The following is a 14,922-nucleotide window of genomic DNA, read 5'->3' on the forward strand; positions in this document are numbered from 1 at the left end:
CCTTCCTTATGCGCCGCATACCGCAGGTGGAGTAGTCGCGGCTACACCCTCACTCCACCCTCGGCCGCACCAGTCCCGATTCGTACGCGATTACCACCAATTGGGCGCGGTCGCGGGCGCCGAGCTTCGCCATCGCCCGGTTCACATGGGTCTTGACCGTGAGGGGGCTGACGACCAACTGCTCGGCGATCTCGTCGTTGGAGTGGCCGCCGGCGACCTGGACGAGTACCTCGCGCTCCCGCACGGTCAGCGCGGAGAGCCGCTCGGTGCGGGCGGCGGCGTCCTCGTCGTCCTGCGAACTGCCGCCCTGGGCTAGGAACTTGGCGATCAGCCCCTTGGTCGCCACCGGGGAGAGCAGCGCCTCGCCCGCCGCGGCGATCCGGATGGCGTTGAGCAGCTCCTCCGGTTCCGCGCCCTTGCCGAGGAAGCCGGAGGCGCCCGCGCGCAGCGACTGCACGACGTACTCGTCGACCTCGAAGGTCGTCAGCATCACCACGCGCACGGCGGCCAGTTGCGGGTCCTCGCTGATCATGCGGGTGGCGGCGAGGCCGTCGACGCCCGGCATCCGAATGTCCATCAGGACCACGTCGGCGCGCAGTGTGCGGGCCAGCTCCACGGCCTCGGCGCCGTCCGCCGCCTCCCCGACGACCTCCATGTCGGGTTCCGAGTCCACCAGGACCCGGAACGCGCTGCGCAGCAGCGCCTGGTCGTCCACCAGCAGCACCCTGATGACCTCGGCCGTCGTCATGTGTTCTCCCCCGTACCCGCCTTGACCGGCAGGATCGCATGCACGCGGTAACCGCCGCCGTAGCGGGGGCCCGCCGTGAGGACACCGCCGAGTGCGCCGACGCGCTCCCGCATGCCGATGAGGCCGTGGCCGCTGCCCTCGGTGGGGCCCTCCCCCACCCCCCCGCCGTTGTCCAGCACGGTGACCTCGGCGGACGAACCCACCCTCACCACGCTGACCTCGGCCTTCGCACCGGGGCCCGCGTGCTTGCGGACATTGGTCAGGGCCTCCTGGATGATCCGGTACACGGCGAGGTCGACGGCGGCGGGCAGCGGAGCGGCCACTCCCCTGTCGGGCCTGGCCACCTCCACGGGGAGGCCCGCGTTGCGGAAGGTCTCCAGGAGTTCGTCGAGTACGGCGAGCCCGGGGGCCGGCGCGGTCGGGGCCTGGGGGTCACCGGACTGGCGGAGCAGGCCGACGGTGGCGCGCAGCTCGTTCAGCGCCGAGCGGCTGGCCTCCCGTACGTGCGCCAGCGCCTCCTTGGCCTGGTCGGGCCGCTTGTCCATGACATGCGCCGCCACGCCCGCCTGGACGTTGACCAGGGCGATGTGATGGGCCACGACGTCATGCAGGTCGCGCGCGATGCGCAGGCGCTCCTCGGCGACCCGGCGGCGCGCCTCCACCTCCCGGGTGCGCTCGGCGCGCTCGGCCCGCTCACGGATGGCGTCGACGAAGGCGCGGCGGCTGCGTACGGCGTCGCCCGCGCTCGCTCCGATGCCGGTCCAGGCGAAGATCCCGATGTTCTCCTGGGAGTACCAGGGGCCCGGGCCGAAGCACATGGCGCCGGCGGTCAGGCCGGTCATCGTGAGCAGGCCGACCCGCCAGGTGGTGGGGCGGTCGGTGCGTGAGGCGACGGTGTAGAGCGCGATGACCGCGCTCATCGCGACGGGGGCCGGCGGGTCGCCCACGACGAGTTCGACGAGCGCGACGGCGCCGGTGAAGGCGAGGACGGCCATGGGGTCGCGGCGCCTGAGGACAAGAGCCGACGCGCTGAGCACGATCAGGACGACGCTGCGGACCTCGGGGGTGCGGGTGCCGAAGGTCGGGCCGTTGGGGCCGTGCGGGTCGGCGAAAGAGCTGACGAGGATCATCACCAGTACGGCGAACGCCAGCGCACCGTCCAGCGCGAGCGGGTGCGCGCACAGCCAGCGCCGGAAGCGGGAGAGGCCCGTACCGAGGGCAGTCATGTCACGCAACGGTACGTCGTGCGGACACCCGCTCGCGCCGGGGACGGGCACGTCGGCCGGGCAGCACGACGCCCCGCCACCCGGGTGAACCCGGTGGGCGGGGCGTCGTGGCTGCTGGAGGGGTGGCGCGTGTCAGCCGGGGATGAGCCCGTCGTCGCTGAGCATCTCGCGGACCTCGTCGAGCGTGGCGTCGGGAGGCGGCAGGATCAGCTCGGACGGCTCAAGGGCGTCGTCCGCCAGCGGCTCCCCGAGGCGGCGTACCGCGTCGAGAAGCGCACCGAGCGTCCGCCGGAAGCCTTCCTCGTCGCCGCTCTCCATTTCGGCGAGCAGCTCGTCGTCCAGCTTGTTCAGTTCGGTGAAGTGGCTGTCGGCCAGCTTCAGCTGCCCCTCCCCCATGATCCGTACGATCACGACGCTCTCCTTCGGGAGTGGGGACTACTGCTTGTCGAACTTGTGCTGCGTCGGCGAAGGCTGCTGGGCGTCCTGGGGACCGCCCTCGATGGCCGGCTTCGACGGCGAACCGCCCGCCAGCTCGGCCTTCATCCGCTGCAGTTCCAGCTCTACATCTGTACCACCGGAGAGCCGGTCCAGCTCGGCGGCGATGTCGTCCTTCGCCAGCCCGGAGTGGTCGTCCAGTGCGCCGGAGGCCAGCAACTCGTCGATCGCGCCGGCCCGCGCCTGCAGCTGTGCGGTCTTGTCCTCGGCACGCTGGATCGCCTGGCCGACGTCGCCCATCTCCTCGGAGATGCCCGAGAAGGCCTCCCCGATCCGGGTCTGTGCCTGCGCGGCGGTGTACGTGGCCTTGATCGTTTCCTTCTTCGTGCGGAAGGCGTCGACCTTGGCCTGGAGGCGCTGTGCGGCGAGAGTGAGCTTCTCCTCCTCGCCCTGGAGCGTGTGGTGCTGCGTCTCCAGGTCGGTGACCTGCTGCTGCAACGCGGCACGACGGGACAGCGCCTCACGGGCGAGGTCCTCCCGGCCGAGCGCGAGCGCCTTGCGTCCCTGGTCCTCCAACTTGGAGGACTGCCCCTGCAGCTGGTTGAGCTGCAGCTCCAGGCGCTTGCGTGAAGTCGCCACGTCGGCGACCCCACGGCGTACCTTCTGAAGCAGCTCAAGCTGCTTCTGGTACGAATAATCGAGAGTCTCGCGCGGGTCCTCGGCCCTGTCGAGGGCCTTGTTGGCCTTCGCGCGGAAGATCATTCCCATACGCTTCATGACACCGCTCATGGGCTTCGCGCGCCCCCTTCTGACGGACTCCAGCTCCAGCACTTGAACCCACAGTACGGGCCCCGCATCCATTACCGCACTGTTCCAGCGCGGATGTGCTCCTCCTCCAGAACGACTGTGGCCCGCCGGACTCAGGCGTACGGAGTAGGGAAAAGTCGGGGGAGGAGTGGGGAACCGGTCCGGGCGGGTGACCGTTGCCGGATCGTTCCCCGCCGGGCTGTGGCCCCCGCGTCGCACCCCGTACCCTTGGGTTTTGTGTTCCGTAGCCGCTCCAAAGAAGAGAAGGCCCCCACCGACAAGGTGCAGGCGGACCTCTCCCAGCAGACCCGTGACCCGCAGGCCCCGAAGGGCCGCGCCACTCCGAAGCGCGCTGTCGCACAGTCGCAGCGCCGGAGCGTCGCAGCCCCGACGAACCGCAAGGAGGCGATGAAGCGCCAGCGTGAAGCCCGGCGCGTGGACCTGGCTAAGCAGCGGGAGGCACTGGCGAGCGGGGACGAGCGCTATCTGCCGGCCCGCGACAAGGGGCCTGTGCGCCGTTTCGTGCGCGACTTCGTCGACTCCCGTTTCTGTGTCGCCGAGTACTTCCTGCCGCTCGCGGTGATCATCCTGGTGCTCAGCATGATCCGCGTCGGCAACGTGCAGAACATCTCGCTGCTGCTGTGGCTCGGTGTCATCGTGATGATCGTCGTCGACTCGGTCGGCCTCGTCATCAGGCTCAAGAAGCAGCTCAAGGAGCGCTTCCCGAACGAGCCCAAGCGCGGCGCTGTCGCCTACGGCCTGATGCGCACGCTCCAGATGCGCCGACTGCGGCTACCGAAGCCCCAGGTCAAGCGTGGGGAACGGCCCTGAGCGCGGATGTCTCGGACGCGGCGGGCATAGCTGACGCGGACGCTTCCGGGGCGGACTCTTCCGAGGCGCCCGTGTTCGCGGCGGATGCCACGGACGCGGGCGTTCCCGGGCCCCGCACATCCGGCTCGGACGTTTCCGGGCCCGACGCCCCGGGACCCGGTGACTCGGGACCCGACGTCTCCGGGCCACGCGTCTCCGGGTTCGAAGGCGCTTCGGCCACCTGGCTGAAGGGTCTCGGCGGGCTGCGCAACGCGGTCCGTCAGGAGTTGGTCGCCCGCCAGCTCGACGAGCAGATATCGGCCCGCTTCCCGGTGGGCCGGCGGCTCGCCGTTCTCGACGTCGGCATGGGCCAGGGCACCCAGGCGCTGCGCCTGGCCCGGGCCGGGCACAAGGTGACCGGCCTGGAGTCCGACTCGAAGATGCTTCTCGCCGCGCGCGAGGCACTCGACGGCGAGCCCGCGGGCATCCGCGACCGGGTGCGCCTGATCGAGGGCGACGGTCGCGACACCGGAGTGCACTTCCTGCCCGGCAGCTTCGACGTGGTGCTGTGCCACGGCGTGCTGATGTACGTCCAGGAGCCCGACGCGCTGGTGGCGGGCCTGGCCCGGATGCTGGCCCCCGGCGGCCTGCTCTCCCTGCTCGTACGCAACGCCGACGCGCTCGCGATGCGCCCCGGGCTCGCCGGGGACTGGTCGGGGGCGCTGACGGCCTTCGAGACCGACACGTACACCAACCGGCTCGGTCTCCAGGTGCGCGCCGACCGACTCGACGCCCTGACGGCGACCCTCGCCGGAATCGCCGCTCCCCTGCACGCCTGGTACGGCGTGCGGGTCTTCACCGACAACGTCGAGGGTGACGCCAACGAGGCGGAGCCGACGGCGGAGGAGCTGGAGCGGGTGCTGGCGCTGGAGGACCGAGGCGGGCGCACAGATCCGTACCGACGGGTCGCGGCGCTGCTGCACCTGTGCGGCGTGCGCGGCTGATCCGGCAGGTCTGCCAGGTGCAGCGGATCCAGCGGATCCGCCAGGTGGAACAGGGCGTGTGCGCGTCCTCTCCGTCGTGAGCAGCGCGGAGAAAACCACCGAGATGCCGCCGACGCCGACAAGCAGACCGCGGAAGTCACGCTCGGCGAGATCTGAGCCGGGTACGCGGCGATCCCGCCCTGCCGCCCGAGCGGTACGCCCGTATGCGCGATACGCACCCATGCGCACGGCGCCCGCGCACGGGTGCGCCCGCGAACCCGGTCGGGGTCCGCGGGCGCAATTGCCGCTCTCGTGCGTCAGGCCTCGTCGGCGTGCAGGTTCATGGGGCCGTAGATCTTGGTGTTGTCCTCGGACAGAACCACCTGGTCGGCGCCGCCCTCAATGAGCTCTTTCCACACCTCGCCGATCCAGGACTCCGCATCGCCCTGCGTGGTGAACTCCTCAGGCACCACCGCAGGCTGGACCTCCGTACCGTCGGACTTCTCGAACCGCCACGTCCACGCCATGTTCGCCTCCCGGGTCCTACCCGTGCTTTTGTCCAGCACAGCCTGCCCGCACACTAGCCGGGCGCGCGTCACCGGCGGGGAAGCGGGAGGATCATCATCGTGGAACTGACTCTTCTCGGCACCGGAGCCCCGGCCGGCCTGCCCCGCCCCGACTGCCCCTGCGCCTCGTGCGCCACCGCCCGCGGCGAGCTGGCGCGCGCCGCGACCGCGTTGCTCGTGGACGGTGCGCTGCTGCTCGATCTCACTCCCGGGGCCGCGTTCGCCGCGGCCCGTGCCGGGCACTCGCTGGCCGCGGTGCGGCAGGTGCTGCTGACGCATCCGCACGACGGGCCGCCCGTCGAACTCCCCGTGGGACTGCCGACGGCGGGGCGCGTGGCGGACGGACGGACGTTGACGCTGCTCAGCGGGCATCGGGTGCGTGCCGTGCCGATGGACGCTCCCGGTACGGGGTACGAGGTGACCTCGCCGGAGGGCGAGCGACTGCTGTACCTGCCGCCGGGCGGCGCCCCCGCCGGGGAGAGCACCGGGCGCAGGTACGACATGGTGGTCGCCGATGCCGTGGGCCGGCCGGACGCGCTCGCCCGGCTGCGGGCGCTCGGCGCGATCGGCGTCACGACGGATGTCATCGCCGTACACCTCGATCACGATGTGCCGCCGGGGCCCGAGTTGGTCAGGCGGCTGGCTGCGGCGGGGGCACGGACCGTGCCCGACGGGACGACCCTGATCGTCGGCGACTACCACGCGGTACCGGACGTGCCGCGCCGCACGCTGGTGCTCGGCGGGGCGCGTTCGGGCAAGTCGGTGGAGGCGGAGCGCCGACTCAAGGCCTCTCCCGAGGTGCTGTACGTCGCGACCGGCGGCACCCGGGAGGGCGACTCGGAGTGGGCGGCGCGGGTGGGGCTGCACCGGGAGCGCCGGCCGGGGTCCTGGCGTACCGAGGAGACCTGCGAGCTGGCGCCGCTGCTGACCGGCGAGGGCCCGCCGCTGCTGATCGACTGCCTCGCGCTGTGGCTCACCGACGCGATGGACCGGGTCGGTGCGTGGGACGACGCGAAGTGGGCGGCGGACGGCCGGTGGGCGCTGCACGAGCGCACGGCGGAGCTGGTGGCGGCGGTACGCGCGACCCGGCGCACGGTCGTCGCGGTGAGCAACGAGGTGGGTTCGGGAATCGTGCCGGCGACGGCGAGCGGGCGGCGTTTCCGCGACGAGCTGGGGCGGCTGAACGCGACGATCGCGGCGGAGTGCGAACACGTCCTGCTGGTGGTGGCGGGCCAGGCGATGCCGCTGCGCGGGTGAGGGCGGCCGGGGCGGGACTGCGCGTCCCCCGACGGGCAGCGCGGGCAGCGCGGGCAGCGCGGGCAGCGCGGGCAGCGCGGGCAGCGCGGGCAGCGCGGGCAGCGCGGGCAGCGCGGGCAGCGCGGGCAGCGCGGGCAGCACGGGCAGCGCCGAGCCGTCCCCGCCGACGGCCCCGGACCGTCGGGAAGGTCCGGATTCCGGGCCTCCCGGTACTGTTCGCCGCATGAGCCCGCTTAACCTGGACGACTTCTCCGACCTGATAGAACGCCCCGACGGCGGCGTCCGGCGCGATGCCGAAGAGCGCCGGGAGCGGCTGATCCTGCCGCCCGGTGCGCTCGGCCGTCTCGACGAGCTGGGCGAGTGGCTCTCGGCCGCTCAGGCCTCCTCCCGGGTCAAGCCCGTGGAACGCCCCCGCGTGATCCTCTTCGCGGGTGACCACGGCGTGGCGCAGCTGGGTGTCTCGGCCCGGCCCGCCGGGGGCGCGCACGAGCTGGTGCGCGCCGTGCTGGACGGCGCGAGCCCCGTCGCCGTACTGGCCCGCCGGAACGGCGCGTCGGTGCGGATCGTCGACGCCGGGCTGGACTGCGACCCCGAGTTGCTGCCCGAGGACGTCGTGCGCCACCGGGTGCGACGCGGCTCAGGCCGTATCGACGTCGAGGACGCCCTGACCCTCGAAGAGGCCGAGCAGGCGGTGCGGCTGGGCATGGCGATCGCCGATGAGGAGGCCGACGCGGGCACCGATCTGGTCGTCCTGGGCGATCTGAGCGTCGGCGGCACGACCGCAGCGGCCGTCCTGATCGCCGCCCTGTGCGGCACGGACGCCTCGGTGGTCACCGGGCGCGGCGGCGCCGACATCGACGACCTGGCCTGGATGCGCAAGTGCGCGACCGTCCGGGACGCGCTGCGCCGGGCCAGGCCGGTCCTGGGCGACCAGCTGGAGCTGCTGGCGGCCGTCGGCGGCGCCGACCTCGCCGCGACGACCGGTTTCCTGCTCCAGTGCGCCGTGCGACGCACCCCGGTGATCCTCGACGGCGTGGTGTCGGCGGCCTGCGCGCTGGTGGGCCAGCGGGCCGCCTTCCGGGCGCCCGACTGGTGGCTGGCGGGCCATGTGAGCGGCGAACCGGCCCAGGCGAAGGCGCTGGACCGGATGGCACTCAACCCATTGCTCGATCAAGGCGTCACTGTCGGGGAAGGAACCGGGGCATTGCTCGCACTTCCGCTCGTCCAAGCCGCGGCCGCCCTGGCCGCGGAGCTGCCCGAGCGGCCGGAGGAGACGAAAGAGACCGAAGCGGCCGAAGCGGCCGAGGCGGACAGCGCAACGTAGCTGAACCGGGTGCGGCCGTCGACCACCGGCCGCACTCACCACTTGTCGCGTTCGCACCGTAATCGGGCTCTTTCGCGCTCTCTTGATGGGTTATGCCCCCATATCATCACCTTTCATGGGAGAAGTCCGCTTGGCCACCGAAGGAACGACCCGGGGCGCTGTCCGGTCGCGACACAGCGCGGCATTCGCCGTCTGGTATCTGCGTGCCGTCGCGTTCATCAACTTCCTGAGCGCCGTCTGGGTCTCCCTCGGCCAGGACCTGCGACGTCACAACACCGAGAACTACTTCACGCCGTACATGCTGACGGCGGGCTTCGCCTCGGGCCTCTTCACTCTCTTCCTGGCGATCACCATGCGGCGCCGCAAGCGTGCCGCCTGGATCCTCAACGTCGTGCTCAGCGGGCTGTTCCTGCTGCTCTTCGCCCTCGTGATGTTCTTCCCCGAGGTGCGGCAGTACTGGCAGAACTGGATCTCGCTGGGCCTGACCGCCGCCTTCTTCGTGTCGCTGCTCCTCGGCCGACGCGTGTTCAGCGCGAAGGGCGACCGCTCCAACCCGAAGCTGGCCGCGGCCGTCGCGGTCGGCGGGCTGCTGGTCACCTCGCTGATCGCCGCACTGCTGGTCACCCTCACCAACACGGCGCGCGGCGCGGCGCACTCGACGTTCCTGGACCGGTGGCGCTACGGCGTGATGCGGCTGGTGTCCCTGGCCGCCGACGACTCGCGGTTCGCGGGCATCACCACCCCCGGGTGGGTCAACGTCAGTATCAACATCCTCAGCACTCTGCTGCTCCTCGGCGTCCTGTACGCCGCCTTCCGCTCCCGCAGGACCATCGACCCCCTCACCGAGGAGGACGAGGCGAAACTGCGCGTCCTGCTCGACCAGCACGGCGAACGCGACTCCCTGGGCTACTTCGCCCTGCGCCGGGAGAAGAGCGCCGTCTGGTCCCCCACCGGCAAGGCCGCCGTCACCTACCGGGTCGTCGGCGGCGTGTCCCTGGCGTCCGGCGACCCGATCGGCGACCCCGAGGCCTGGCCCGGCGCGATCGAGCCGTGGCTGGCCGAGGCGCGTGAACACGGCTGGGCACCCGCCGTGATGGGCGCAAGCGAGGAGGCCGGCACGATCTACGCCCGGCACGGCCTGGACGCCCTGGAGCTCGGCGACGAGGCCCTCGTGGAGATCGCCGAATTCACCCTGGAGGGGCGCGCGATGCGGACCGTGCGCCAGGCGTACAACCGGGTCAAGCGCGCCGGGTACGAGGTCCGGATCCGCCGCCACGAGGACATCCCCGACGACGAGATGGCCGAGCTGCTGCGCAAGGCCGACGACTGGCGCGACGGCGCGACCGAGCGCGGCTTCTCGATGGCGCTCGGCAGGCTCGGCGACCCGGGCGACGGGCGCTGCGTGATGCTGGAGTGCACGGACGGCGAGGGCGAGCTGCGGGCGGTGCTGAGCTTCGTGCCGTGGGGTCCCGGCGGTCTGTCCCTGGACCTGATGCGCCGTGACCGCGACGCCGAGAACGGCCTGATGGAGTTCATGGTCATCGAACTCCTCCAGCGCGCCGGGGAGATCAGGATCACCCAGGTCTCGCTGAACTTCGCGATGTTCAGGTCGGTCTTCGAACGTGGCTCGCGGCTCGGAGCGGGACCGGTGCTGAGGCTGTGGCGTTCGCTGCTGAGCTTCTTCTCGCGCTGGTGGCAGATCGAGTCGCTGTACCGGGCCAACGCCAAGTACCGACCGATCTGGGAGCCCCGGTTCATGCTCTTCGAGAAGAGCTCCGACCTGCTGCGCATCGGCATCGCCGCGGCCCGCGCGGAGGGCTTCCTGGAAGCGCCGGGACTGCCCAAGTGGATGCACCGCAAGCACCTGGAGACAGGACGTTGAGAACGGCTCTGCGCCGCGCGGGGCGCCGCGAATGGGGGCCGCTGTACGCGACTCTGCGCGGCGCCCTGCTCACCCACAAGTGGCGGGCCGTGCGCATGACGCTCGCGGCGGTCGCCCTGACGGCGCTCTTCCAGATCGTGCAGAACCAGCCCTGGGGCTACCAGCCCGTACAGAACGTCGGCGCCGTACGGGCCGAGGACCCGCTGTGGCTCGCGCTGCTGCGCACCCCCCTGTCGCTGTTCGTGCCCGCGCTCGACCTGCCGGTCTGGGGCGCGCTCGCGCAGGTCCTGCTGGTCTTCGGCATCGCGGAGATCTGCCTGGGCCGGCTGCGGACCCTGACCATCGCGTACGTGGCGACACTCGCCGGGACCCTCTATGCGCGCGTCGGCATCGCGCTGGGCCCCGACAAGCCGCTGGGCCTGGAGGCCTCCGACGCCCTGGTCGTCGACACCGGCCCCTCGGCGGCCGTCGTCGGCCTCGCCGTCTATGTGGGCTGGCGCTACCGGGCGTACTGGACCGCGGCCCTGGTGGTGGTGGTGATGGTGGTCGAGGTGCTCGTCAAGAACAACCTCGCGGGCAAGGAGCACCTGGCCGCGATCGCGGGGGTGCTGGCGCTGTGCGCGGCGTCCGTGGTGCGCGGGCACTCCGTTCAGCCGTCCCTTCCCTCCGCCCGGTCCGGGGCACCGCCGAGCCAGTCCTGAAGCCTGCGGCCCGTGGCCGCCCAGCGGCGGTCGTGCCGGTAGGCACGCCGGATCGCCCTTGCGCGGGCCTTCGGGCGTCTGCGGTAGACGCTTTTCGCCCACGGGGAGCCCGGCTTGGCCAGCCGGATCGCGCCGAACAGGGCCACGAAGGGCACCACCGAGCCGAACAGCGCGGTGCGCAGCTTTCCCTTGGACAGCGCGATCAGCGCGAGGAAGAAATTGAACGACACATTCGAGGCGAGCAGGCCGCGGCTCTGCCGCTCGTCCACCGTCACCTCGTTGACCCCGAACGGGACGGAGCCGCTGAGCACCAGCATCACGAGCGCCGCGGTCAGCACCACGATCTCCACGCTCTTGCGGCCCTGTTCACTCCAGTAGACGTCGTCGAGGTGCAGGATCAGCGCGAACTCGTCCAGGACCAGGCCGGCCCCGAGACCGAAGAGCACCGCGCAGACCGCAGCGCCGAACCCGTGCCGGCCGCTCGCCACCGCCCCGAAGCCACCGATCGTCGTCAGGATCACCCCGGGCACGACGTGGTGGATGTGCATGCCGCCGGGCGAGATGTTCCTGAAGGGGCCCTTGCCCGCCCGGATGAGGCGGGTGATGGTCCGCGTCACCAGGAAGGACAGCACGAAGGAGCCCAGCGCGAGCAGCAGCGGCAGCTTCCCCGGCTCGACGATGTTCCGGTACAACCAGTGACTCATGCCACTCGCTCCCTATTTGCGCGTTATGCGCAACCTACCGGGCGGCGGCACCGGCTAGCGTGCGCGCGATGACCTCCCTCCACAGCGACGGCATTCGCTTCGCCTTCGGCACCCTCACCGTGCTCCCCGTGCGCGTGACCCGCTGGGACCGCGACGCGGCGCGCGCCGGGATGCTGTACGCCCCCCTGGCCGGGCTCGTCGTCGGCCTGTGCGCGGCGGCGCCGGCCGCCCTCCTGCTGCTCCTGGGCTCGGGCCCGCTGCTCGCCGCCGTGGCGTCGACGGCCGTGCCCGCGGCGCTCACCCGGGGCCTCCATCTCGACGGCCTCGCCGACACGGCCGACGGTCTGGGCAGCGGCAGGCCGGCCGACGACGCGCTGCGGATCATGAAGCAGTCGGACATCGGTCCTTTCGGCGTCGTCACGCTGCTGTTCGTGCTGCTCACGCAGGTCGCGGCGGGCTACGAGCTGTACGCGGCGGGCTGGGCGTACGGCGCCGGGGCGACTGTCGTCTCGGCGGTCGCGGCCCGGCTCGCGCTGACCCTCGCCGCCAGGACCGGGGTGCCCACGGCCCGGCCCGACGGCCTGGGCGCCGTGGTCGCCGGCTCGGTCGGGGGGCGCACGGCGGCGCTGGTGGCGGGCGTGGTGATCGCGGTCTGCGCGGGCGTGTCGGGCGCGCTCTTCGGCCCGTACGCCGCGCTGCACCACGCCGCGGCGGTCCTGCTCGCCCTGGGTGCGGCCCAACTCCTGCTGCGCCACTGCGTCCGGCGCTTCGGCGGGGTGACGGGGGACGTCTTCGGCGGGCTGGCCGAGACGGCGGCGACCGTCGCGGCCGTCGTCCTGGTGCTGGGCTGACGGATGCGCGAGCGGGTCGCCTGCCGGACGAATGGCTGGTTCCTGACGGGGCACCTGGTTGCTGGAACCGACGCAGTCACCCCGACTGGGGCGTGACGCGTCCTCGACCAGTGGGAGCAGAAATGCTGGCCTTTGTAGCAGCCGCGCTCTTCTTCATCGCGTTCATCCTCCATGCGACCGAGACGTCGACCGAGGTGCTCTTCGCGCCGATGAGCCTCTTGCTGTTCGGGCTCACGATCCTGGCCGTGCATCTGGCCGGAGTGGGAGCGAACTGGACCGGCCGCGGACGCCGGCGCTGACGCCGGGCAGGACACCGCACCACTGTGGCCCGGGGCTTTTGCCCCGGGCCACAGGCGCGCCCCGGTTCGTACTTCTTCAGGCGGCGAGATATACGCCGAGGCACGCTCACGGCCTGACAGTCGGCCGGGCCGTGCGGCTGTCAGAGCGCGTGCCGCGGCCGGGCCGTGGGCAGCTTCAGCGTCGCGGCCCGCCGAGGCGTGTCGGGGCCGGTCCACGCCGAGCGCGACCCGGCGTAGGCGCTGCCGAACTTGTCGGCGCCGAGGCGCAGTTGCCGGCGGGTGCCCTCCGGGACGGTGAGGGGGGCTGCGACCCCCGGCGGTCCCTTGACCGTCACCGTCGTGCCGACGCGGTACGCCGTGACCTGGCCGGCGGCGAGCGCCTTGTCCCAGGCGGCGCGGCGGGCCAGCTCCCGCCCGACGTCGCGCTGACGCGGAGTGACGAGCGGGGCGTTGTCGGCGAACAGGCCGCGGTAGTCGGCGAGAACCCGGTCCACCACGGGGTAGAGAAGGCGGTCCTCCGCCAGATTCGACTGATGGACGTAGTGCGGGCGCGGGTCGTTGGCGATGACGTGGCCCAGCGCGGTACGGGCCTCCTTCGGCACGATGTGCGTGGCGTAGCCGGTGGCCGGGTCGAGCGGCGCGGCCAGGCAGGTGGAGCCGGGGTTGGTCTCGCAGACACCACTGCCGCCGTCGGCCGCACTGCTGTAGATCCAGTTGTACTCGTCGACCATCTCGGCGGCAGTGCCGACGTTGTAGAACACGTTCATCGGGTGACGCGGCACGGTGGACGCCTGGCCGACGGCGCGCTGCCCAGGATCGCGCGAGTTGTCGCCAGCGATCCACCGCACCCCGTTGTCATCGAGCGCGGGTCCAAGATTCGGATTGTCCACCGGCTGGTGCGGCAGGGTCCTGAGCCCCGAGTGCTCACCAGTGACCAGCTCGGTGCTGTCGAGCGTGAGGCCCTTGCCCACACCCCAGTCGTGGTTGTCGCGGATCTGCGCGGAAATGTCGGCGCGGCTCATCCACCGCGTGGCTCCGGCGGCGTCCTTCGCGCACTGCCACGGCACGGTCGAGGTGTCCTGGACGCAGCCGAGGAAGGGGTGGGTGTAGGTGTGGTTCACCCAGCGGTACTCCGCCCGGTCCGCGAGGAGTTGCGTGGTGAGCGGGTCGCTGCCGCCGTTCTGCCTCTTCCACACCTCGCCGGAGCCCCCGTTGTAGACCATGTCGAGGGTGAGGCCGCTGCTCTGCTGCCACTGGGCCGCGTACCGCGCGTCCGCGGCGTTCATCCGGATCGTGGGGGCCCCATCGCTCGCGCAGCCGAAACCGCCGGGGGTGCAGTTGCGTTCGGTGTCCCAGCGACTGTCGGGCGCGAAGATGTCATCGACGTGCACGGAGAAGTAGTTGCGGCTCTGCCCCAGATGAACGCCCCGGGTGAGCCATTCGACGACGCCGCGGGCGAGCAGCCGGAACTGCCTCTGGCGATGGTTGTACGCGAAGGTGACGACCAGCTCACTGCGCCCGTCGTGGGTGTACTCGCCGACCAGACTGGCCCGTCCGCCGCCTTCGACCGGCATGTCCAGGTAGCTGGTGTACCCCGCGCGGGGCCGCCCTGCGTACCCGTAACTCTCGCCGATCGCAGGGGAGTTGTCCTCGAACTGCACCTGCCCGTCGAGATAGCCGAAGGGCCCGGCCCGGCCGGCCGGTGTGACGGCCGCTTCGACGCCGTCGAGCGGGCCCGCATACCCGCCGTCGCTGGTGTGGTCGAGCCCGACGCCGGGATGCGCCCAGGTGTACGCGTCGACCTGCCGGATGCCGAAGGTCCTCTCGTACGCGGTCAGCGCGGCGCCCTCCGCGGAGCCCGCGCCGAACGGGTCGGCGTTCGGCAGGACGACGCCCTGGTACTTCGCGCGGGGCGTCCCGTTCAGCGTGTCGCCGAGGAACGCCTCATTGATCACCGGGCGGCCCGGCTCGTGGAGGTCCACCACGGTGTACGGCACGCCGGTCGCCTTCAGCTCCGCCGCGATCGCGCCGACCGAGGCGCCGCCGTCGTTCACGACCAGCACCCGCAGATCGATCCGCGGCGCGGGCGCCGCCCCCGCGCCCGCCGACGGCACCACGGCCACCATCAGCCCCGCCGCCAGCAGCGCCGCCCCGGCCCTGCCCATGCGTGTTCTGTACGCCACGGCGCACCCTCCCCCTCGGGGATCTTTCCACGAATGAACGCGCGGAAAGATCTGCGGAAATCATGCAAGGCAATGCCTTGCCGACTTGCGCGATTGCCCCGAGTGTGGCCGAGACCTCAGCTGCCTCGTCCCAAACATGGCTGAGA

The 14,922-nt window shown here is 71.9% G+C and carries 15 protein-coding genes; 8 read left to right on the forward strand and 7 right to left on the reverse strand.

The window, feature by feature from the left end:
* Positions 1–49: 49 nt before the first annotated feature.
* The 4 genes from QMK30_RS06935 to QMK30_RS06950 all read right to left on the reverse strand — a co-directional run bounded on the left by QMK30_RS06935 (position 50) and on the right by QMK30_RS06950 (position 3,186).
* On the reverse strand, positions 50–748 hold the full coding sequence (locus tag QMK30_RS06935; RefSeq protein WP_283516279.1) for a response regulator: 699 nt from the start codon (positions 746–748) through the stop codon (positions 50–52).
* Positions 745–1,974: a sensor histidine kinase gene (locus tag QMK30_RS06940; protein ID WP_283516280.1), complete on the reverse strand. Its 1,230-nt coding sequence runs from the start codon at positions 1,972–1,974 to the stop codon at positions 745–747. Before QMK30_RS06940 ends, QMK30_RS06935 begins: the two co-directional genes overlap by 4 nt.
* A 132-nt stretch (positions 1,975–2,106) precedes the next feature.
* The gene (gene pspAA, locus QMK30_RS06945) at positions 2,107–2,385 is read right to left on the reverse strand and encodes a PspA-associated protein PspAA (RefSeq protein ID WP_283516281.1); all 279 of its coding nucleotides are present in this window, start codon (positions 2,383–2,385) and stop codon (positions 2,107–2,109) included.
* A gap of 24 nt (positions 2,386–2,409) precedes the next feature.
* Positions 2,410–3,186 carry a PspA/IM30 family protein gene (locus QMK30_RS06950; protein WP_283516282.1) on the reverse strand — a complete coding sequence of 259 codons (777 nt, stop codon included), beginning with the start codon at positions 3,184–3,186 and terminating at the stop codon, positions 2,410–2,412.
* Between the two features lie 267 nt (positions 3,187–3,453).
* Between QMK30_RS06950 and QMK30_RS06955 the strand changes: the two genes are divergently transcribed.
* Both QMK30_RS06955 and QMK30_RS06960 read left to right on the forward strand, forming a co-directional pair.
* The gene (locus QMK30_RS06955; RefSeq protein ID WP_283516283.1) at positions 3,454–4,047 is read left to right on the forward strand and encodes a DUF3043 domain-containing protein; all 594 of its coding nucleotides are present in this window, start codon (positions 3,454–3,456) and stop codon (positions 4,045–4,047) included.
* Between the two features lie 224 nt (positions 4,048–4,271).
* The gene (locus QMK30_RS06960; protein WP_283516353.1) at positions 4,272–5,030 is read left to right on the forward strand and encodes a class I SAM-dependent methyltransferase; all 759 of its coding nucleotides are present in this window, start codon (positions 4,272–4,274) and stop codon (positions 5,028–5,030) included.
* A 296-nt stretch (positions 5,031–5,326) separates the two neighbouring features.
* On the opposite strand, the gene QMK30_RS06965 is transcribed toward QMK30_RS06960, so the two are convergent.
* Positions 5,327–5,536 (reverse strand): hypothetical protein, encoded by a 210-nt coding sequence (locus tag QMK30_RS06965; protein ID WP_283516284.1) that lies wholly within the window; start codon positions 5,534–5,536, stop codon positions 5,327–5,329.
* 99 nt (positions 5,537–5,635) lie between these two features.
* Between QMK30_RS06965 and QMK30_RS06970 the strand changes: the two genes are divergently transcribed.
* From QMK30_RS06970 to QMK30_RS06985, 4 genes are all read left to right on the forward strand, one after another.
* The gene (locus QMK30_RS06970; RefSeq protein ID WP_283516285.1) at positions 5,636–6,832 is read left to right on the forward strand and encodes a bifunctional adenosylcobinamide kinase/adenosylcobinamide-phosphate guanylyltransferase; all 1,197 of its coding nucleotides are present in this window, start codon (positions 5,636–5,638) and stop codon (positions 6,830–6,832) included.
* Between the two features lie 223 nt (positions 6,833–7,055).
* Complete coding sequence (gene cobT, locus QMK30_RS06975) at positions 7,056–8,156, forward strand: nicotinate-nucleotide--dimethylbenzimidazole phosphoribosyltransferase (protein ID WP_283516286.1); 1,101 nt, start codon at positions 7,056–7,058, stop codon at positions 8,154–8,156.
* A 115-nt stretch (positions 8,157–8,271) separates the two neighbouring features.
* Positions 8,272–10,038 (forward strand): phosphatidylglycerol lysyltransferase domain-containing protein, encoded by a 1,767-nt coding sequence (locus QMK30_RS06980; protein ID WP_283516287.1) that lies wholly within the window; start codon positions 8,272–8,274, stop codon positions 10,036–10,038.
* The gene (locus tag QMK30_RS06985) at positions 10,035–10,739 is read left to right on the forward strand and encodes a hypothetical protein (RefSeq protein WP_283516288.1); all 705 of its coding nucleotides are present in this window, start codon (positions 10,035–10,037) and stop codon (positions 10,737–10,739) included. The genes QMK30_RS06980 and QMK30_RS06985 overlap by 4 nt, the downstream gene beginning before the upstream one ends.
* On the opposite strand, the gene QMK30_RS06990 is transcribed toward QMK30_RS06985, so the two are convergent.
* Positions 10,688–11,443 carry a hypothetical protein gene (locus tag QMK30_RS06990; protein ID WP_283516289.1) on the reverse strand — a complete coding sequence of 252 codons (756 nt, stop codon included), beginning with the start codon at positions 11,441–11,443 and terminating at the stop codon, positions 10,688–10,690. The two genes, QMK30_RS06985 and QMK30_RS06990, sit on opposite strands and share 52 nt — an antisense overlap.
* Before the next feature lie 68 nt (positions 11,444–11,511).
* Between QMK30_RS06990 and QMK30_RS06995 the strand changes: the two genes are divergently transcribed.
* Positions 11,512–12,294, forward strand: a complete 783-nt coding sequence (locus QMK30_RS06995) for an adenosylcobinamide-GDP ribazoletransferase (RefSeq protein ID WP_283516290.1) — start codon at positions 11,512–11,514, stop codon at positions 12,292–12,294.
* Positions 12,295–12,416: 122 nt separating this feature from the next.
* Complete coding sequence (locus tag QMK30_RS07000) at positions 12,417–12,593, forward strand: hypothetical protein (protein WP_283516291.1); 177 nt, start codon at positions 12,417–12,419, stop codon at positions 12,591–12,593.
* Positions 12,594–12,733: 140 nt separating this feature from the next.
* Here the strand turns inward: QMK30_RS07000 and QMK30_RS07005 are convergent, their stop codons facing one another.
* On the reverse strand, positions 12,734–14,758 hold the full coding sequence (locus QMK30_RS07005) for a hypothetical protein (RefSeq protein ID WP_502963082.1): 2,025 nt from the start codon (positions 14,756–14,758) through the stop codon (positions 12,734–12,736).
* Positions 14,759–14,922 lie beyond the last annotated feature (164 nt).

Origin of the sequence: Streptomyces sp. H27-C3, assembly GCF_030063415.1 — a bacterium.
Classification (GTDB): Bacteria; Actinomycetota; Actinomycetes; order Streptomycetales; family Streptomycetaceae; genus Streptomyces.

Excerpts from the sequence above, each read along its gene's own strand:
- QMK30_RS06950 (WP_283516282.1), bottom strand. The coding sequence starts at position 3,186 with ATGAAGCGTATGGGAATGATCTTCCGCGCGAAGGCCAACAAGGCCCTC.
- QMK30_RS06965 (WP_283516284.1), bottom strand. The coding sequence starts at position 5,536 with ATGGCGTGGACGTGGCGGTTCGAGAAGTCCGACGGTACGGAGGTCCAG.
- QMK30_RS06995 (WP_283516290.1), top strand. The coding sequence starts at position 11,512 with ATGACCTCCCTCCACAGCGACGGCATTCGCTTCGCCTTCGGCACCCTC.
- QMK30_RS06990 (WP_283516289.1), bottom strand. The coding sequence starts at position 11,443 with ATGAGTCACTGGTTGTACCGGAACATCGTCGAGCCGGGGAAGCTGCCG.
- QMK30_RS06940 (WP_283516280.1), bottom strand. The coding sequence starts at position 1,974 with ATGACTGCCCTCGGTACGGGCCTCTCCCGCTTCCGGCGCTGGCTGTGC.
- cobT (WP_283516286.1), top strand. The coding sequence starts at position 7,056 with ATGAGCCCGCTTAACCTGGACGACTTCTCCGACCTGATAGAACGCCCC.
- QMK30_RS07005 (WP_502963082.1), bottom strand. The coding sequence starts at position 14,758 with ATGGGCAGGGCCGGGGCGGCGCTGCTGGCGGCGGGGCTGATGGTGGCC.
- QMK30_RS06935 (WP_283516279.1), bottom strand. The coding sequence starts at position 748 with ATGACGACGGCCGAGGTCATCAGGGTGCTGCTGGTGGACGACCAGGCG.
- QMK30_RS07000 (WP_283516291.1), top strand. The coding sequence starts at position 12,417 with ATGCTGGCCTTTGTAGCAGCCGCGCTCTTCTTCATCGCGTTCATCCTC.
- QMK30_RS06980 (WP_283516287.1), top strand. The coding sequence starts at position 8,272 with ATGGGAGAAGTCCGCTTGGCCACCGAAGGAACGACCCGGGGCGCTGTC.